Consider the following 18707-nt stretch of genomic DNA (forward strand, 5'->3'; position numbering starts at 1 on the left):
CGACTCCTTTGACTGATCAGATCGACGAGCACCATGCGATTAGTACCCTAATAGTTAGGACACTATCATTTTGCCAACTATTCCACCCGTGCCGGAAGAAGCTGATGAGCACTGGAGATAGGTGCATCACGCCACCCAAGACGGCCTCCAACAGACAAGGAGGGCACAAACCGTTAGTGCCCTAATCGGTAATAAACTGAGCAGCATGTCCGCTGTCTCCGAAGACGTCGACCCGTTGGCCCTGGAACGACAGGTCTGCTTCGCGCTGGCCATCACCAACCGGGCAGTACTTGCCATCTACCGGCCACTACTCGAACCGCTCGGGCTGACACATCCGCAGTACCTGGTCCTGCTGGCGTTGTGGGACAACGCCAAATCCAAGCAGGACCCGTTGACCGTCAAGCAGATCGCGGCGCTGCTGCAGATGGATTCGGCCACCGTGTCACCGATGCTCAAACGCCTCGAGACCCTTGAGCTGATCCGCCGCGCACGTAGCGCCACCGACGAACGCACCACCCACATCACGCTGACGCCGAAGGGCGTCGCCCTGCGTCGCCGTGCCCTGAAAATTCCACCGGCAGTTGTCGAGCAACTCGGCGTGGACCTCGACGAGTTGGAACGCCTTCACTCGGTGCTCAGCAGAATCAACGCAGCTGCGGTCGCCGCCGGCACGCTGACAACACAATCCGGGTAGACGCCCCGCACAGATTCTCGGGGCGGTGACAACCGTTTTGCGTGATCGACCAGAAACCGGGCACCGGGTGGATATCGTTTCTTGGCGGCAGCGAGGGGGTTGGGATGCGTGCACACAGGACGCCTACCGCGACGGACCGACAGCCGACCATGCACCCGTGATGGCCGCTTTCGTCAATCTCTGAACCTCGGCTCGGCCCCAAGGGAGGAGCGCAGGATGTCCAAGCGAGTTGTGGTGTGCTGCGACGGTACTTGGAACACCCCCGACCAGCTCAGCGGCGGCACATCCACAGCAACCAATGTCACCAAACTCGCGTTGGCGATCGCGCCCAGCGACCCGGACGGCTGCGAACAACGCATCTTCTACCACCGCGGTGTCGGGACCAGCCGCTTCGAACGCATCCGCGGCGGCGCCTTCGGCTTTGGGCTGGCCCGCAATGTCCGCGATACCTACCGCTTCCTCGTGGAGAACTACGACCCTGGCGACGAACTGTTCTTCTTCGGCTTCAGCCGCGGTGCGTTCACCGCACGCAGCGCTGCCGGGTTTGTGCGCAACTGCGGGATCCTGCGGCGAGAGTACGAGGACAAGATCGACGAGGCCTACGGGTTTTACCGCAGACGCAGCAGCACCAGCCATCCGCGCAGCATCGAGGCGACCCTCTTCAGGAGCTCCTACTCGCACGAACCGTCCATCCGCTTCATCGGCGTCTGGGACACCGTCGGCGCACTCGGCATCCCGCTGAACGGGCTGCGCCTGGTCAACCTGTTCAACCGGCGCTGGCAGTTCCACGACACCGCGTTGAGCACCAAGGTCGACGCCGCATTCCAGGCGCTGGCAATCGATGAGGAACGCGGACCCTTCCGGCCCGCCATCTGGCAGCAGGCACCGGATGCGCCGCCCACCCAACGTGTCGAGCAAGTGTGGTTCGCCGGCGTCCACTGTGACATCGGCGGCGGCTACAACCCGCCCGGCCTCAGCGACATCACGCTGCCATGGATGGTGCAGCGCGCGCAGGAATACGGCCTATTCTTCGACCCCGACGCGTTCAGCTATCGGGAGTCCGCCGGCGTCCCGCCACCGGACCCGACCGCCACCATGGCCGTCCGCACCTCGGTGCACCCGAACCCGCTGCAGCCACCAGAAAACTCACGTACCCGCTTCTATCGGCTGATCCCGCCATACATCCGCCCGATCGGCACCACTGACCCCGCTCGCGAATCCATCGCCTCCACTGCCATCGAACTTCATGAGCGCAAGCCGGTCTACGCACCGGAGAACCTTGTCTCCTACCTCAGCGGGCCACACAACGCGGAAAAGATCGACGTGCCGACGGGGTAGCGCGATACCGCTCAGCCGAGCAACGCGTGCTTACCGACTGACCTCGAATCACCTTGGTAGTGCAGCGATTACGGCCCATCGGAAGTCGCCGGAAAAGGCCCTTGACTAACTGAGCCCAGAGGACTGGACGGCCGGCTGGGCCGGCTTCGCGGTTCCCCCGAGCCGGCTCACCACGTAGTCGGCGGCGCGGTCAGTCAGCCCGCGCTCCGGGTACGCACCATGGGCGGCCTGATCGCTGCCGGTCGGCGAGCACACCGGATCCTCGGGGATGCACACGTCGTCGGTCTTGCCGATGTAGCGCGGGCCCACGGTAATAGGCGGCGCACCCGTAAAGATCATCTGCAGGAAACCGCTGGACGGTTTCCCGAACAGGACGACGGAAGCCACATGGTCGGCCGTCGACGCCGGCATCGGCCCGGTCAGGCCCGGCGGCAAAGTGAAGCCCTGCGGCACGCTGTCCTCGGTGATGTACGCCGCGACCGCTGCGCCCTGCGAGTAGCCGCCGAGCACGACCTTGGTGTTCGGGCAGGAGTTCGCGGTGGCCATGACCTTGTTTCTCGCGTCGATCACGCCGTCGGCGGCGGTCGCGAAATCAAGGGACGCAGGATAATCGACGGCGTAAACGTCCACCGACTTTCCCGGCGTCTTGGCGCGGAGCGAGTCCACGAATGCCTGCCCGACGCCACCGACACCTGCGGGCTCGAAAGTGCCTCGGGCAAACACCACCTGCACATCGGGACAAGCCTCTGCGGCGCCAGGCGCGGCAGAGGCTACGCCCCCTGCCGTGACCGACACCGCCGCGACGACAGTCATCAACAATCGATCTTTACGAATCATCTGGATGCAGCCCCCAACTCGACAACAAAGCGGCAGCGGCGATGCCCCCGCGGTCACCCAATCCATGTCTACCCCATCTGGATCAGTCAAAACGTCCACCGTCCGGTGATCCACACCACGTGACCAACCCTCGAAGCGGAACTCACTGCGCCTGGATGGGAACTCTGCCCTGGCCGCATTTTGTGGATGCGGTGCAGGATCGGGTGCGAGCACGGCACCGGGCCCTGCGGCCATGGACACTCGAACCATGCGCGGCACCGAACCTCTGCTGACTCCGATGCTCATCATCGTTTGCCTGGTGATGGCCCTCGCGGCGGCCGCGGTGAACCGCCTGGTGCTCAACGGATCAGTGTGGACGGCGCCGAGCGCCGCCGTGCGTGCGGCACTTCAGCTCGCGGCGGTGTCGACGGTGCTCGCGGTCGCCCTGCAGCGGGTGTGGTCGTCGATGCTGGTTCTTGTGGTGATGTTCATCGTCGCCTCGATTACTGCCGCTCGTCGCAGTCAGGCACGTCACGGTGCCGGGTGGCTGCCCGTTGCCCTGGCCGCCGGCATGGTCATGGTGATTCCGCTACTGACGCTCAGCGGTGTCGTACCTTTCACCGGTGTCGCCGTGGTGCCGGTGTTCGGCATCGTGCTGGGCGGAACGATGACCGCTTCAGCGGTGGCGGCGCGGCGTGCGCTCGATGCGCTCAGCCAGCGCGCCGGCGAGCTTGAGGCGGCTCTTGGTCTTGGTCTGTCGGAACGCTTCTCGCGGATGTTGATCATCGAGCGGCCGCTGTCTGACGCCCTCCTGCCCAATCTCGATCAAGCCCGGACCGCCGGACTTGTCACCCTTCCAGGGGCATTCGTCGGCGTACTGCTGGCCACCGGCTCGGCCGCACAGGCGGCGGCGGTCCAAGTCCTGGTCCTCGTCTCGCTCCTGCTCGCGCAGGTCTGCGGCGTTGCGGTCGTCGGGGAACTCGTGGCTCGGGGCAAGATCACGCGGCCGAACGACGCAATCGCACCGCCGAGCGACGCCAACCCCATCTTCGCTTTTGCGCGGAGGCTCGGGTTGGCCCCAACAGCCAGGTGACCGCGACGCCCAAGAACGGGACCATAGTCAGGCGGAAGGCTGCAAAACTCCGTGTCGCATCGTGCAGGACCACCCGTTGGCTGGATCCTTACGACGCGAGGCAGAACAGCCACTGTTCACGCGGGCGCCCAATAGGTCAGTGTTAGATGCCGATGGACATACACCGCGTTGCAGTCTTAGCCCTCGACGGCGTCAAGGCGCTCGACTTGGCGATTCCGATGGACGTCTTCACGGTTGACCCTGATGTGCCCTATGAGTTGAAAGTCTGTGGCGTGTCCGATCGAGTCAGGACTGCCTCAGGCCTGACCTTGGCGTTGGACCACGGACTCGACGTAGTCCGCGACGCGGATACGGTGATCGTGCCGGGATATCAACCGACAGGTCAGCCTGTACCTCACACAGTCATTGAGTCGCTCGCAACCAATCTGGCGCGGGGCGCCCGAGTGGCGTCGATCTGCACGGGCGCGTTTGCTTTGGCGGCTGCCGGCATTCTTGACGGTCAACGAGCCACCACCCATTGGCAGCACATCGACGAACTCGCGGCACAGTTTCCATCAGTACACATCGACCGAGACGTGCTCTACGTCGACAACGGGAATGTCCTCACCTCCGCCGGGATGTGCTGCGGGATAGACATGTGCCTCCACATCGTGATGCGAGACCTTGGCGCCGCCACCGCGAATCGGGTCGCCCGGGCATTGGTCGCCCCACCTCATCGCGACGGGGGGCAAGCACAATACGTTCCCGCTGCGGTAGCAGTGGCAGGCGACACCTCCTTGGCGGCTACCCGGGCATGGGCTTTGGCTCACGTTGCCGAGCCAATCACTGTTTCAGAGATGGCCAAGCACGCCGGCATGTCGATGAGGAACTTCATGCGTCGCTTCACCGAAGAATCCGGAACGACTCCATTGCAGTGGCTGGTGAACGCGCGCATTACTTCTGCGCGCGAACTGCTTGAAACAACGAACTACTCGATCGATCGCGTGGCCCGGGACTCGGGGCTGGGGACAGCCGCCAACCTTCGTCTGCATTTTCGTAGAAGCCTGGCCACAACTCCGACTGCCTATCGCCAAACGTTCTTGTGCGATTACGACACTGCGACGGCGGTCTGACCGGTCGAATAATACGATCCGATCCAAACCCCCTGCGGTAGTTGCGCAATGACATTGACTCCGCCTATCAATGTGTATTCCGCGCCAAAGCACGACGATCGCCACCGGTAACCGCGCCGGCCGCTGGTCAACGTTGGCACGCACACCATTCGATGGCCCCTGACCACACCGCCCAGTCTTGCGCGTGGAGAAATACCAGTGCGCCTGAGACCAAGACGTGTTCGCCATCACATTCGTAGGTTCGAACCACGCCACGCTTCATTCCGAGCGCCACATCTCCAGAAAGAACCCCGCCATGGTCGACCGCCCGTCACTCAGTTCTGTCCAGGTAGCCATCACTGTCGATGATTTCGTGTTGTGGGACGGAACTCCTCTTCCCGAGGGGCACACCTCGCTGGACGTGACCCGCGCCGTCGCGCAGGCACTGACACAGGCGGGCCAGACCGGCGTCTACGGTTTCGCCCACACCTACAGCATCGCCAAAGACGCAGCCAGCCTGGCGTGTTGGGACACCTGGCTGGAGGCCGGCCACCATCTCGGCAATCACACACACCAACACGCCCCACTGCGCTGGATGAGCGCTGACGACTTCTGCCGCGATGTCGACCAGGCCGAGCAGCTCATCGGTCGGTACATCGACATGGCTCCGGAACGCTACTTCCGGTACCCGATGGACATGTCCTCAGGGTCTGAAGGAAAGCGAGGACACGTCGAGGACTATTTGCGCGACAACGGATATCGCAACGCGCCCATCACATGTTGGTTCGGCGACTTCGTCTATATCGTGCCCTATCAGCGGTCCCTTATCACCGGCGACGTGCAGGCACAGATCCGCCTTGAAGACCTGCACGTCCAGGGCGCGATAGAGGGTCTGGAGAAACACGCCGTGTCTGCACGAGCCATGTTCGGCACCGATATTCCGCACATCTGGATGGTGCACGGCACACCGCTGGCGGCGCGCACCATTGGACGCATCATCGAGGCGTACAAAGCGCGCGGGGTGGAGTTCATCAGTCTCGAAAAGGCCATGCAACATCCGGCGAACTTCGGCATGCCACCCGTCCACGACGGCTTCAGCAACCATCTGCAGCGGTACGCCATGGCCGCCGGAATCACCAAACCCGATCTCTCCGAGGAACTTTTCGGAGAAATCCTGTTCAAATGCCCGGTCAACGGCATGGACACCCTCCGGTACTACGACGAGAAAGTCCTCAAGCCCATCGCCGAACGAGTCGGGTCGCCCTATCTCTGGGACTGGACGTGAACCGGCACAACACCAAGTCACCAACAGCCAGAACCTAAGAAAGCGAGCCGAACTCGTGCTCAACCTGTCCGTCATGCTTGCCGACAGCGCCCGCAACCAGCCCACCACCACCGCGGTCATCGAAGGGCAACGCCAGATGACCTATCACGAGATCAACGCCGCCGCGAATCAGGTTGCAGCACTGTTGATTCAGCGAGGTATCGCCGTTGGCGACCGAGTAGCCATGAGTGTCCCCAACATCCTCGAATTCCCCATCGTCTACTACGGGATCCTCAAAGCGGGAGCAGTCGCGGTCCCGCTGAACACCATGCTCAAACGCGCCGAAGTCAACTACCACCTCACCGATTCAGGCGCCCGCGCCTATTTCTTCGCCGGCGAATTCCTGCCCGACGACGCCTGGGGTGCGTTCGAAGACGTCCCCACCTGCGAACATCCGATTGCCATCACCGATCTCCCCGAAGTTCTGAGCGGCTACTCCGACCAGGAGGTGCTGGTCCCGACCGAAGCGACCGACACTGCGGTCGTCCTTTACACCAGCGGCACCACAGGCAGGCCCAAGGGCGCCGAACTGTCGCACGCCAACCTCGTGACCAATTCACTGGCCTGCCACCGGTTATTCGGCACACTCGACGAAGTGCAATTGGTGACATTGCCGCTGTTTCACTCTTTCGCACAAACCGTACAGATGAATGCCGGTTTCAGTCAGTGCGGAACGCTGGTGCTGCTACCGCGATTCGACGCCCGTGTTGCATTGAATCTTGTCCGTGACCATGCGGTGACGGTATTTGCCGGTGTGCCCACGATGTACTGGGCTCTTCTGGGCGAAGCCGCTCACCGCGATGACATCGCCGAACTCGGCCGCCAGTTGAAGGTCGCGATGTCAGGTGGCGCCGCACTTCCAGTCGAACTGCTAAGGCGATTCGAAACAGTCTTCGGGGTGGGAATCCGTGAGGGGTACGGCCTGTCTGAGACCAGTCCCGTCGTGGCCTTCAATCGCCTGGACCGGCCGAGCCGGCCCGGTTCCATCGGGATGCCCGTGTGGGGTGTCGAGCTCGGCCTGCGCGGTGCCGACGGCCGTCCCGTGGGTCCCGGCGAACGCGGTGAATTGGTGGTTCGCGGACACAATGTCATGAAGGGCTACCTCGGTCGTCCCGCGGCAAGCGCTGAAGTTCTCGATGCAGATGGCTGGTTCCGTACCGGAGATATCGCCATGCGCGACGAGGACGGGTTCTACTACATCGTCGATCGCGCCAAAGATCTGATCGTCCGCGGTGGCTTCAATGTCTACCCCCGCGAGGTCGAAGAGATCCTCATGACCAATCCCGCTGTCAGCCTTGCCGCGGTGGTAGGCATTGCGGACGAACGTGTCGGTGAGGAGATCAAAGCGTTCATCATCGTGCGGCCAGGGGCCGCGCTTACCGAACAAGACGTGCTCACGTGGTGCCGGAATCGCCTGGCGGTATACAAATGCCCCCGCGCAGTGCAATTTTGCGACCAACTCCCCCTTAACGCCACAGGGAAAGTCCTCAAGCAGGAACTACGCGGCAGCCTCAAATCCGCGACCACGTAGCCGAATCGTCCGCAGCAGCTGCGCCGCAGCACATCCCTGGACGCGGCAGTTCTCCTGCCCTGCGCGGCAGTTCCGATTGCGCCCGTCCGACCCATCGGGCACTCGCCGCGTCGAGCGTCAGAGGGTGCGTCCGAGACCTGGCGGTTTCGATGGCCCAGACCCACAACACGGAGTACACACCATGACATATCCACCGCATACGGCCGATTCCGAACAACACCCCAACACTGGTGGCCACGGCACCACTGACCCGGAAAACGTTATTGCGCCGGAACGCATCTGGGCGCGGCGGGTCAGATGTCCCGCACGGCGGGCCGCCAGGATCGTTGCACGGTCGCGCCGAGCCGGCGCCAATTATCGACGGGATCGGACGGAGACCGCCCGAGTGAGCACGCGCACTCGCCTGCTCGGGTTGGCTGTCGCGGTTCTCGTGTCGGTGATCGGCAGTCCTGCCATACCCACGGCGCACGCCGACGAGAGTGCATATCTGCAGTTCTACACACCCCCGAAGCCGCTTCCCCCTGGCCAACCCGGTGATCTCATCCGCACCGAGCCGTCACGACTGGTGCTCGAACCCTCCGGTCAACTCGGTGCGTTCGTTGGCACTGGAACGCGGATCATGTACCGCAGCACCGACGCTCAAGGTCAGCCCGTCGCAGTGACCGGCACCTACATCGAGCCGGACGCGCCCTGGCCGGGGAGCGGGCCACGGCCCCTTCTGGCGTACGCGGTGATGGGTTTTGGGATGGGCGAGCAATGTGCCCCATCGCGCGTGTTCAACCAGGGCATCCACGCCTCGCTGGACACCGGTTTCGATGTCATGTTCAACTTGGAGGAAGGATGGGTGGCGACCCTGCTTGCCCGAGGCTTCGCCATCGTCATCACCGACGGTGTCGGAATGGGCATCCACGACTCGGCGTCACCGCAGTTCCTCAACCGTAACGCCGGCGGAGCTGCACTCATCGACGCCGCACGCGCCGCGATGAAACTTCCCGGCACATCCCTGGATCCCCATGGCCCGGTTGCCTTTTGGGGGTGGCTCGCCGGCGGGCACGCAGCACTGTCCGCGGCCGAACGAGCGGCCAGCTACAGCCCCGAGCTGCACGTTGTCGGCACCTACGCTGCCGCAGCACCCACGGAGATCGCACCAGTGCTCCCCGCCATGGACGGCAACTTCCTAGCCGGTCTCCTCGGCTACGTCCTGCGCGGCATCATGGCGTCTTATCCCGCAACCGAGCAGCCCATCTGGGACTCGCTCACGCCGCGCGGTGTGGAGATGCTTTCCAACACCGGTCGCCAATGCCTCCTGCAGACCGGAGTGGACTACATGTTCCGGCATATTCAGTTCTGGTTCAAAGGGGACGTCTTCGCGACCGCCGCCGCCGAACCCTTCAAATCGCTCCTGTGGGCTCAACGGTTGGGCAACGTAAAACCCACCGGCCCTGTGTATTTGACTCATAACCGCTGGGACCCCTTCGATCCTTACAGCGCGGTAGAACACACCGCGGGTGACTGGTGTGCGATGGGAGCCGACGTGACCCTATGGACAAACGAACAACCCCCATTGTTCAACAAACTGGACATCAATTCGATGCTGCCGATCTTCGTCGACGGCGAACGCAGCATGGCCTGGATCGCCGACCGGTTCAACGGCGTCCCTACCGCGCCTACGTGCGGCCAGGCTCCGCCGCCGGCCTGATCCAGACGGGCGCACGCCGCAGCGCTCGTAACAAGCCTCCGTGCGCCTGGCGAAAGGTAAACTGCGCAAAAAGCCTAGACGTGTCCCAGGTCACATTTCTAGATTGAGGATCGATGCTGCGAGGCACGCCGGCCAGCACCAGGCCGCAGGTCTCGAACCGCAAGGACAAAGGAAGCGACGTTCCACCGTGAACTACTCCGTGCACACGTTGAGCACCCAGGACATGGGCGCTCAGGAGCGTAGCGACTGGTGGCGAGACCGAGTATCAGAAATCCATTGTCCGATGTCGTTCGCCCTGGCCGATGACTACTGCGGACGGATTGAATACCAGCAGTCAGATCGCTACCGATTGGTGCGTTGGTGGGGCGACGCCGAAACGCTAACCCGGGACTCAACCCAGATACGTCGATCTCCGCACGAATCGTACGAGTTGCTCGTCCCGGTTCATGGGCACTTGCAACTCACACAAGGCGACCGCGAGATCGTCGCCGTTCCACACACGATGACCCTCACCTCGCTCGATGCCGCCATGGATATGCGGCACGGCGACAACGTCTCGGCTGTCGCGCTGGTGATTCCACGAGAACACCTCGATTCACGGCTCGCGCGGCCGACCAACAATCGCCCCGCATCCCTCGATGGGAGGCGCGGGCTGGGGCGCATCGTCGTTGATCAGCTACGCACGGTCCGCGGAGAGCGCGACCAGCTTGACGGTTTCGCGTTCGAGGCCGTCATGGACCGGATCGTCGACCTCATCGCCATCGCCTACAACGATCTCACTGCACCACCGGAGAACGGGCCCGGCGACGCACTGGTGGAATCGATCCGCCGCTACGTCCGCGGCAACGCTCACGATCCGGCACTGACCGGCTCAGGGATCGCTGCCGGCCTTGGCTGGTCACTGCGCCACATCCAGAATCAATTGCAACGCGTGGGCACGACGCCCTCGGATCTGATCCGCGAGGAACGGCTCGCGCTGGCACGCCTACGTCTCCAAGATCCCGGCTGGCGCACACAAAGCATCACTCAAATCGCGTACTCCTCCGGGTTCGGTGACCTGAGCACATTCAGCAACGCCTACCACCGCAGCTTCGGCGAACGACCATCAGACACCCGCACGCCTCGCTGACATGGGCTGTCGATATCCGTTAACTGCTGCGTGCACAACAACATACATGCGCGAGACCCCAAGACTAGGCACCAGAACGTCTCTTACCGTCGAAGAATGCAACGTGCCACTCATCCGCCAGCCGACCACGACACCCTGTTCTCTGTAAGCGGCCGAATAGCCGTCGTAACCGGAGGATCGCGGGGAATCGGCGCCATGATCGCCCGCGGACTCGTCACCGACGGCGCCGAGGTGATCATCACAAGCAGAAAAGTCGAACAATGCCGCGCCACAGCGAATCACATCAACAGCGAGGCAGAAGCTCACGGTAGCTCCGGCCGCTGCAGCTACATCAGCGCCGATCTATCGACGCCTACCGGAGTCGAACACCTCATCAACTCGGTCAAAGACCGCCACGAACACATCGACATCCTGGTCAACAACGCCGGAACCACGTGGGGAGCACCGCTGGAGGAATACCCGATCGCCGGTTGGAGCAAGGTTCTCAACACCAACCTCGTCTCCCCGTTCGGCATCATCGTCGGACTACTTCCGTTGCTTCGAAACGGTTCCCGCCCAGAGCATCCCGCCCGCATCATCAACATCGGCAGCGTCGACGGACTGGTGGCACCGCAGTGGGAGAACTACTCCTACAGCGCCAGCAAGGCAGGCCTGCACATGCTCACCCGCCATCTCGCCGGCCGTCTGGCACCCGACAGCATCACCGTCAACGCCATTGCTCCCGGCCCGTTCCTGACAGACATGCTCAGCCACGTCGCCGCAGACCCAGCACGCGAGGACGAACTGCTCAACACCGTTCCCCTCGGTCGCTACGGCCAACCCGACGACATCGTCGGCGCGGTCCGATTCCTCGCCTCAGCGGCCGGCGCATTCGTCACCGCAGCCGTGCTACCCGTCGACGGAGGATTCAGCGGCGCTACGCACTGAATCCCCCACCTCGACAACGAATATCACCACCCGTACCCCGACCAAACAGCACAGGAGCATCGGCATGCCCGAAGCCGTCATCGTTTCCACCGCACGAACCCCGATCGGCCGCGCAGGCAAAGGATCCCTCAGGGACCTGCGCGCCGACGACCTCGCCGCACACGCCGTGCTCGCCGCACTCGCCAAAGTTCCCGAACTCGATCCCCACCAGATCGATGACCTCATGCTCGGCGTAGGGCAACCTGCCGGTGAATCCGGAAACAACCTTGGACGAGCAGTAGCTGTTCTGGCCGGTCTCGACCTCGTCCCCGGCGTGACAGTCAATCGCTACTGTTCGAGCAGCCTGCAGACAACGCGTATGGCACTGCATGCCATCAGATCTGGCGAAGGCGACGTCTTCATCTCCGCCGGCGTAGAGACCGTCAGCCGGTACTTCAACGGTGCCGCGGATAATCCTGAAGGCCAAAACCCGGCCTTCGCCGATGCGCAGTGCCGCACCGCCGCGCGCGCACAAGACAACTCTGTCTGGACAGATCCACGCGCCGACGATCAGCTACCGGACATCTACATCGCGATGGGACAGACCGCGGAGAATGTGGCCAAATTCAAGAGAGTCAGCCGCGCTGACCAAGACGCACTCGCCGTGCGGAGTCAAAATCGCGCCGAAGCTGCCATCGCATACGGCTTCTGGGCCCGCGACATTGCCGCCGTGCCGCTACCCGGCGGCGGCTACGTCAGCGCCGACGACTGTCCCCGCACCGATGTCACCCTCGAGGCCGTCTCTGCCCTGCCGCCCGTGTTCCGGCGAGACGGCACGGTCACCGCCGGCAACAGCTGCCCTCTCAACGACGGGGCCGCCGCGCTCGTGGTGATGTCTGACGCCAAGGCAGCCGCCCTGGGCATCACCCCATTGGCTCGCATTGTCAGCACCGGCGTCAGCGGACTGTCACCAGAGATCATGGGTCTCGGACCCGTCGAAGCGAGCAAGCAAGCCCTGCAACGTGCCAACCTCAACATCGGCGACATCGACCTGGTCGAGATCAACGAGGCATTCGCCGCCCAAGTCATTGCATCCATGCGCGAACTCCGCATCGACGAAGACAAGGTCAACATCAACGGTGGTGCCATCGCGCTTGGACATCCATTCGGCATGACAGGTGCTCGGATCACCAGCACCTTGATCAATTCAATGGCGTTCCATGACAAACAATTTGGCCTGGAAACCATGTGCGTCGGCGGCGGCCAAGGCATGGCGATGATCCTCGAGCGCCTCTCGTAACAATCCCCGTGCGCAGAGTCGATCGGCCGTCAACACCAACACGGCTCAACGACTTCCCAATCCAGCCCAGTCTCACGCCTCCGCGGCGTCGTGGCGTCCGAAGACCCGACGCCCGCGAGCTGACTGGTCGCCGTGAGGGAGGCTGCGGCGCAACCAGATGACCAAACGCGTGAGGGCGCGCCAGCGACTGCTCCAGCGCACGAGCGGCGGAACAGTCACTGGCGCCACATCTCTCGTACTACCTGCCGCCGGAACCGATGATGGCTACGACTTCGATTTCGATGTGCATTTCAGGCAGGCCCAGAGCTTTGACTCCCAGCGCGGTCCACAAAGGCAGGTGTTCGCCGGCCCGCTTGCGGAACTGCTCAACGACGGCCGTCATGTGATCGCCACCAATCGCGTCGTCCTGCGACGGGACGTGATATGTGTGGACGTTCACGACGTCATGCCAGGTGGCACCTGCCGTTGCGAGGGTTCTCTCGACGTTGTCGAAGGCCTTCTCGATCTCTGCTTCCACAGACTCGACCGAGAAGGTCTGGTCCTCGTCCCAACCGCCCTGACCGGAGATCTCAACGCGATCACCGATCCGAAGAGCTTGGCTGTAGCTGTAGTTGGCACGGGCGATTTCCCCATAGCCTGGAGTATCGAAGAATTGGAGCTGGGGCATATGGGTGATCCTTTTCGTCGTCTGTTCTGTTTCTCGTACTTCCAAACCGCGCATCCCAGCTGAGATGACGGTCTATGGCGAGCAATAATGTTGCGTAGGAATGAGTTACCTTCTTCAGTTGCCCCAGCGCGACTCCTTGACAACGAGTTCCTCAACGTAGGTGATGCCCAATTCATTTCGTTCGCGCAGAATCTCGCCGGGTGATGTGTAGCGCGGAGCATTCTCAGGATCAGCGGCAGCGTGATCGGCGACCGCATCGATGATCGCGGTGACCATGTCGAAACGGGGGTACGCGGCATGGATGACAGCCCCGATTTCCGCGGACACTGCGGCCAGGTGTGTGTCGGGTAGGCCCAGCGTGCCGCCGAAGTCGATCGCCACGCCCTGGTATGTCAGAGAAGCGAGCGCGCCTCTCCGCTCGGCGATCGCGTAGGAGTTATGCAGCGCAATGGCTTCCCAGACGGCATCGACCTGAGCTGCTTGCACTCCCTGACCGCTGAGGAACTCGGCTGCACGGTCCGCGCCGTCGACCTCGAAGCGGGTGTTTCTCTTGGCGAGAGTCGACAGCCCGACATCGTGCAAGACACACGAGAGAAACAGCAGCTCTTCGTCGAAGTCTCGACCAGGAACAAGGCCGATGTGTGGCGCGAGCAGCCGGGCGAACAGAAAGCTCCGCACACTGTGGTTGGCTATGGCCGGCGACTCCGTGCGGAGCACCAAATCCAGGGCAGCCACTGTCAACGCAGTGCTCGGCAAGGTAACCAGATCCGGGTCAGTTTCGGACGAACTATGTTGCGATTGCGAAAGATTGGTCGATGTCACAGAACCACTGTGCAGGCGACGAACCTGCATCTGTGAGAGGCAGAACTGCCTATTGTCGCGAGATTTATGCCAGGTTCGGAGGCGCCCGATAGTCCTGTACCGTCGTGGCCTTAGGAGTTCGCGTCCGACCCGATATACGCGGGGGTCTGTGCCATCGCGTATTCGGCGAGAGCGGTGATGGTCAGGGCCGGGTTGACTCCGGGGTTCGCCGGCATTGCGGAGCCGTCGCAGATGAGCATGTTGCGATAGCCGAAAACACGTAGGTTCGCATCGATCACTCCCTCTGCACGGGTGGCGCCGATGACGGCACCACCGAGCAGGTGGGCGGTGGAGGGGATATTGCCGAGAGCCTCCAGCACGTTGCTCTGGGCAATGCCCCCGGTGTGCTCGGCCAGCCAGCGCGCGGCTTGGTTCCCTTTGTCTATGTAGGTCGGAGCAGGATTGTCGGCGTTCGCGGCAGTGGACAACCGATAGCCTCTCCCCCACCGGCGCTTTCGGGCGCGAAACGAGATTGCGTTGTCCCGCGATTGCATTACCAACAGCATCGCCATGCGCCGACTCCAGCCCAGCGGCCACAGCGTCGCCAGCCAGCGTCGCGGATGCCGCACGATGGCGGCAATCCATTTCAGGGGCCGGGTCACGCGGGTGCCGTCACCGACCAGCACGGTGTACAGCAGGCTGAGCATGTCGGCGTTCGGGCCATAGGTGAGTAATTCGATGTGGGTGTCGGCATCGACATGGACGCTGCTGCTGGCGGTGACATCACGCCAGCTTCCCTGATCGTCGGGCAGCAACACGGTCAGCACGGATTCGCTGTTGGTGCGCACCAATTCGCCGAGGCGGTCACTCAGGTATGGCAACGAGCCACGGTGTTTGCAGTTGGCGAGCAGTTCGTTGGTGCCCAAGGCCCCGCCGGCGAACACCACCCCGCGTGTCGTGTAGGTCTGTCGGCGGCCACCGGTTGGATGGACGGTGGTGACGTGGTAACCGTCGCTGCCGTTGGCGTTTCCTACCGGGGTCACGTCGATGGCCTGGTGCTCGGGCAGGATGTGCACGCCGTTGCGTTCGGCAAACCACAGGTAGTTCTGGGTCAACGAATTCACTGCCCCGACACGGCAGCCGACCATGCATGCACCGCAGCGGGTGCAGCCGGTGCGGTCGGGGCCGGCGCCGCCGAAGTAGGGATCGGGCACTGTTTTTCCCGGCTCTCCGAAGAACACCCCGGTGGGTGCGCGGCTGACGGTACCTTCGGTCCCGAAGTGCCGGCCCATTTCCCGAATCCATTGTTGGTGAACCGAATCGAACGGGACAGGAGCCGCGCCAAGCATTCCCTCTGCGGTATCGTAGTGCGGCCTGAGGCGCTGCTCCCAGTCGCCGAGGTCGCGCCATTGGGCGTCACCGAAGAACTCTTTCTTTGCGCGATAGAGGACGCCGCCGTAGACCAGACTGCCGCCGCCCACACCGCTTTGAGAGGGGAAGAAGATATGACGGAACATCGAGGTGCGCATGATGCCCAGCTTGCCCAGCCTCGGCGCCCACGTGTACTTGTCGGCTTGCCACGCCGACCTGGGCAGATCCTGCGGAGCGTAGCGGCGACCTCGCTCGAGCACCCCGACGCGAAACCCCTTCTCCGACAGTCGTAAAGCTGAAACGCTGCCACCAAAACCAGATCCGATCACCAGCCAGTCGTAGTCAAAAACCCCCTCACGGGTGGTCATCGTCGTCCCTCACCGTCACGACGACTTTTCCTGTGGCACGGCCGTTTTCGACATAGGCCAACGCCTCGAGCGTGGAGTCGAACGGATACACCCGATCGATGATGGGGTGGATGGCGCCCGCATCGACGAGGGCAGCCAGTTCTCGCAACTGATCCCCGTTTGCGGTCATGAACAGGAACGAGTAATGCACCGAGCGTCGTTTGGCCTTGCGCCGCACCGAGAAGCTCAGCGCCCGCATCGCTTGAACCAGCAGCCAGTTCGCCCCGAATTCGCGGGCAAAGGTGGGGTCGGGCGGTCCGGCGACCGAGATGACCTGTCCGCCGGGTTTGACGACCTGGAATGACTTGTCCAGGGTCTGGCCGCCCTGGGTGTCCAGAACGACGTCGTAGTCGCGCAGCTCGGCGGCGAAATCCTTTGTCTTGTAGTCGATCACAATGTCGGCGCCCAGTTCCTTCACCCATTCGACGTTCTTGGTGCTGGTGGTGGTCGCTACGGTGGCCCCCAAGTGTTTGGCCAGTTGGATGGCGATGGTGCCCAGGCCGCCGGAGCCGGCGTGGATGAGCACTTTCTGTCCTGGTCGCAATTGCGCCTTGTCGACCAGCGCCTGCCAAGCGGTCAGACTGACCAGTGGCAGCGCCGCGGCTTCGTTCATGTCGATGCTCTCCGGTTTTCTCGCGACATCGTTCTCGTTGACGGCCAGGTATTCGGCGAAGGTGCCGATGCGGTCCTGACCGGGTTTGGCGTAAACCGCGTCGCCAGGGGCAAATCGCCGCACCCGTGGGCCGGTCTTTACGACGATGCCCGCGAGATCGTTCCCGAGGACAAGCGGAAGTTTGTAGGGCAGAAGCGGTTTGAGCTCGCCGTTCCTGATCTTCAGGTCCAGCGGGTTGATGCTGGTGGCGTGTATCTGCACGAGCACGTCGTCGTCGCGCAGGTCGGGGACGGCACGATCGACGGCGCTGACCGTGTTTTTCTTGCCGTAGCGGGTGAGGACGAACGCTTTCATGGGGTGGCCTTCTCGATGCGGTGGTTGTTCGGCGCCGAGTGGAGGGCGCGTAAGGGGGCCTTGTCGATTTTGCCGACAGGGTTTTTGGGGATGCTCCCCAAGACGAGGATTTCGGTGGGACGTTTGTAGCCGGCGAGACTGCGCGCGCAGCGGGCCTGTAGTGCGTTGGGGTCGATGGTGGCTCGTGGGTGTGGGGCGACATAGGCGACCACTACTTCGCCCCATTTCTCATCGGGTGCCCCGATGACCGCGGCTTCCAGCACATTGGGGTCGCTGGACAGCACGTCTTCGATCTCTCGGGGATAGATGTTCTCACCGCCGCGGATGATCATGTCTTTGGAACGTCCAGCCAGGGTCAGATACCCGTCACTGTCGAGGTGACCGATGTCGCCGGTGTGCAGCCAGCCGTCAATGACAGTGGCGGCCGTGGCCTCGGGGCGCCCCAGGTAGCCGCGCATGACGTTGGGTCCGGCGATAATGACCTCGCCATCAGCGCCCGTGGGCACGTCGTCGCCGCTGGCGTCGACGATCCGAATCCGTTGGCCGGGGAACGGCTTGCCCACCGTGCCCGCGCGACGCGGACCGTCGATCGGGTTGATGGTGGAGGCGCAGGTGCCTTCGGAAAGTCCGTAGCCCTCGATGAGCGGGAACCCGCATCGGGATTCGAAGCGGCTCAACAACTCTGCCGGCGCCGGCGCCGCGCCGCAAATCGCAAACCGCACCGACGACGTGTCCGGAATGACGTTGTCCGGCAGGGCTGCCAGCATGGTGTAGATGGTGGGCACCGCGCTGAAATAGGTGGGCCGCTCGCGTTCGATCACCGCGAAGAAGGCGTGGGGCGCGAAGCGGTCGGCGATGATGACGCTGGCTCCAGCCATCAGTGGCGTGAGCACACTGACAACAATGCCGTTGACATGAAACAGCGGGAGGATCAGCAGGCATCGGTCGGTCGGCCCGATGAACAGGGCTTCGCGGCCCATCTGTGCCATTGCGTCGAGGTTGGCGTGGTCGAGCATCACGCCCTTGGGTGTGCCCGTGGTGCCACTGGTGTAGATCAGCAGCGCCAGCGCCGAGACATCTTCGTGTGGTGTCTGATCTGCCCCCACAGTCGCAGTGGCGAGCTCAGCGACGGCCAGGGTGGGTACCTCGGTGTTGGTGGTGATGTCGTCGTCCGTCACCAGAAGTCGTGTCGCGGAGTCGATGAGCTGGCGATTGACCTCATCGTCGGTGAGGCTCGGGTTGACTGGTGTAATCGCGGCGCCCAGCCGCCAGGCCGCGAACAGCAGCACCACGAACTCGACGCGGTTGCGTAACTGAACGGCCACCACGTCTCCGGCACCGATCCCCTTGTCACGCAATTGGTTTGCCGCAGCAATAACGCAGTCGTGCAACTGCGCATTCGTCAGTGTGTGGCGGGCGTCGGACACGGCGGGTCCGTGCGGATCGTGTTCGGCACGGCGGTCGGTCAGCGTGGATAGTTTCATCAGTGTCCTGCTTGTTCGGGGGCGGAGATCGTGAAAATGGTCAGCCTCGCGGGATCGACCAGCAGCGGCCGGCCGCCCAATGCATCGGC

16 protein-coding genes are annotated in these 18707 nt (G+C 63.1%); 10 read left to right on the top strand and 6 right to left on the bottom strand.

The genetic code is table 11. The features are described 5' to 3' along the window. Positions 1 to 205: 205 nt before the first annotated feature. Both G6N59_RS09580 and G6N59_RS09585 read left to right on the top strand, forming a co-directional pair. Complete coding sequence (locus tag G6N59_RS09580) at positions 206 to 694, top strand: MarR family winged helix-turn-helix transcriptional regulator (protein ID WP_138231969.1); 489 nt, start codon at positions 206 to 208, stop codon at positions 692 to 694. A 216-nt stretch (positions 695 to 910) separates the two neighbouring features. Continuing rightward, a complete protein-coding gene (locus G6N59_RS09585; protein ID WP_138231970.1) occupies positions 911 to 2032 on the top strand; it encodes a T6SS phospholipase effector Tle1-like catalytic domain-containing protein in 1122 nt (373 codons plus the stop codon). Between the two features lie 105 nt (positions 2033 to 2137). Here G6N59_RS09585 and G6N59_RS09590 read toward each other — a convergent pair whose 3' ends face one another. Next, positions 2138 to 2869 carry a cutinase family protein gene (locus G6N59_RS09590; protein ID WP_138231971.1) on the bottom strand — a complete coding sequence of 244 codons (732 nt, stop codon included), beginning with the start codon at positions 2867 to 2869 and terminating at the stop codon, positions 2138 to 2140. Between the two features lie 247 nt (positions 2870 to 3116). On the opposite strand from G6N59_RS09590, the gene G6N59_RS09595 reads away from it, so the two are divergent. From G6N59_RS09595 to G6N59_RS09630, 8 genes are all read left to right on the top strand, one after another. Continuing rightward, complete coding sequence (locus tag G6N59_RS09595; protein ID WP_234884362.1) at positions 3117 to 3941, top strand: ABC transporter permease; 825 nt, start codon at positions 3117 to 3119, stop codon at positions 3939 to 3941. 146 nt (positions 3942 to 4087) lie between these two features. Beyond that, positions 4088 to 5053 carry a DJ-1/PfpI family protein gene (locus G6N59_RS09600; RefSeq protein WP_234884363.1) on the top strand — a complete coding sequence of 322 codons (966 nt, stop codon included), beginning with the start codon at positions 4088 to 4090 and terminating at the stop codon, positions 5051 to 5053. A 295-nt stretch (positions 5054 to 5348) separates the two neighbouring features. Further along, entirely contained in the window at positions 5349 to 6317 is a 969-nt protein-coding gene (locus G6N59_RS09605) for a polysaccharide deacetylase family protein (RefSeq protein ID WP_138231972.1), read from the top strand. A 55-nt stretch (positions 6318 to 6372) separates the two neighbouring features. Beyond that, on the top strand, positions 6373 to 7887 hold the full coding sequence (locus tag G6N59_RS09610; RefSeq protein ID WP_138231973.1) for a long-chain-fatty-acid--CoA ligase: 1515 nt from the start codon (positions 6373 to 6375) through the stop codon (positions 7885 to 7887). Positions 7888 to 8272: 385 nt separating this feature from the next. Further along, a complete protein-coding gene (locus G6N59_RS09615; protein WP_234884364.1) occupies positions 8273 to 9586 on the top strand; it encodes a lipase family protein in 1314 nt (437 codons plus the stop codon). A 199-nt stretch (positions 9587 to 9785) separates the two neighbouring features. Next, complete coding sequence (locus G6N59_RS09620; protein WP_235678750.1) at positions 9786 to 10715, top strand: AraC family transcriptional regulator; 930 nt, start codon at positions 9786 to 9788, stop codon at positions 10713 to 10715. Between the two features lie 96 nt (positions 10716 to 10811). After that, entirely contained in the window at positions 10812 to 11642 is an 831-nt protein-coding gene (locus G6N59_RS09625) for an SDR family oxidoreductase (protein ID WP_138231975.1), read from the top strand. Positions 11643 to 11706: 64 nt separating this feature from the next. Further along, entirely contained in the window at positions 11707 to 12921 is a 1215-nt protein-coding gene (locus tag G6N59_RS09630; RefSeq protein ID WP_138231976.1) for an acetyl-CoA C-acetyltransferase, read from the top strand. Positions 12922 to 13159: 238 nt separating this feature from the next. On the opposite strand, the gene G6N59_RS09635 is transcribed toward G6N59_RS09630, so the two are convergent. The 5 genes from G6N59_RS09635 to G6N59_RS09655 form a co-directional block, all read right to left on the bottom strand. Next, positions 13160 to 13588, bottom strand: a complete 429-nt coding sequence (locus G6N59_RS09635) for a Rid family hydrolase (protein WP_138232066.1) — start codon at positions 13586 to 13588, stop codon at positions 13160 to 13162. Between the two features lie 114 nt (positions 13589 to 13702). Further along, positions 13703 to 14440, bottom strand: coding sequence for an HD domain-containing protein (locus G6N59_RS09640; RefSeq protein ID WP_138231977.1), 738 nt, complete (start codon positions 14438 to 14440; stop codon positions 13703 to 13705). Between the two features lie 80 nt (positions 14441 to 14520). Further along, entirely contained in the window at positions 14521 to 16128 is a 1608-nt protein-coding gene (locus tag G6N59_RS09645; protein ID WP_138231978.1) for a GMC oxidoreductase, read from the bottom strand. Beyond that, the gene (locus G6N59_RS09650) at positions 16115 to 17134 is read right to left on the bottom strand and encodes an NADP-dependent oxidoreductase (RefSeq protein ID WP_138231979.1); all 1020 of its coding nucleotides are present in this window, start codon (positions 17132 to 17134) and stop codon (positions 16115 to 16117) included. Before G6N59_RS09650 ends, G6N59_RS09645 begins: the two co-directional genes overlap by 14 nt. Continuing rightward, complete coding sequence (locus G6N59_RS09655) at positions 17131 to 18618, bottom strand: class I adenylate-forming enzyme family protein (protein ID WP_138231980.1); 1488 nt, start codon at positions 18616 to 18618, stop codon at positions 17131 to 17133. Before G6N59_RS09655 ends, G6N59_RS09650 begins: the two co-directional genes overlap by 4 nt. Positions 18619 to 18707 lie beyond the last annotated feature (89 nt).

It is taken from the genome of Mycolicibacterium aubagnense (assembly GCF_010730955.1).
GTDB lineage: Bacteria > Actinomycetota > Actinomycetes > Mycobacteriales > Mycobacteriaceae > Mycobacterium > Mycobacterium aubagnense.

Excerpts from the sequence above, each read along its gene's own strand:
- G6N59_RS09580 (WP_138231969.1), top strand. The coding sequence starts at position 206 with ATGTCCGCTGTCTCCGAAGACGTCGACCCGTTGGCCCTGGAACGACAG.
- G6N59_RS09585 (WP_138231970.1), top strand. The coding sequence starts at position 911 with ATGTCCAAGCGAGTTGTGGTGTGCTGCGACGGTACTTGGAACACCCCC.
- G6N59_RS09590 (WP_138231971.1), bottom strand. The coding sequence starts at position 2,869 with ATGATTCGTAAAGATCGATTGTTGATGACTGTCGTCGCGGCGGTGTCG.
- G6N59_RS09595 (WP_234884362.1), top strand. The coding sequence starts at position 3,117 with ATGCGCGGCACCGAACCTCTGCTGACTCCGATGCTCATCATCGTTTGC.
- G6N59_RS09600 (WP_234884363.1), top strand. The coding sequence starts at position 4,088 with ATGCCGATGGACATACACCGCGTTGCAGTCTTAGCCCTCGACGGCGTC.
- G6N59_RS09605 (WP_138231972.1), top strand. The coding sequence starts at position 5,349 with ATGGTCGACCGCCCGTCACTCAGTTCTGTCCAGGTAGCCATCACTGTC.
- G6N59_RS09625 (WP_138231975.1), top strand. The coding sequence starts at position 10,812 with ATGCAACGTGCCACTCATCCGCCAGCCGACCACGACACCCTGTTCTCT.
- G6N59_RS09630 (WP_138231976.1), top strand. The coding sequence starts at position 11,707 with ATGCCCGAAGCCGTCATCGTTTCCACCGCACGAACCCCGATCGGCCGC.
- G6N59_RS09635 (WP_138232066.1), bottom strand. The coding sequence starts at position 13,588 with ATGCCCCAGCTCCAATTCTTCGATACTCCAGGCTATGGGGAAATCGCC.
- G6N59_RS09640 (WP_138231977.1), bottom strand. The coding sequence starts at position 14,440 with ATGCAGGTTCGTCGCCTGCACAGTGGTTCTGTGACATCGACCAATCTT.
- G6N59_RS09645 (WP_138231978.1), bottom strand. The coding sequence starts at position 16,128 with ATGACCACCCGTGAGGGGGTTTTTGACTACGACTGGCTGGTGATCGGA.
- G6N59_RS09650 (WP_138231979.1), bottom strand. The coding sequence starts at position 17,134 with ATGAAAGCGTTCGTCCTCACCCGCTACGGCAAGAAAAACACGGTCAGC.
- G6N59_RS09655 (WP_138231980.1), bottom strand. The coding sequence starts at position 18,618 with ATGAAACTATCCACGCTGACCGACCGCCGTGCCGAACACGATCCGCAC.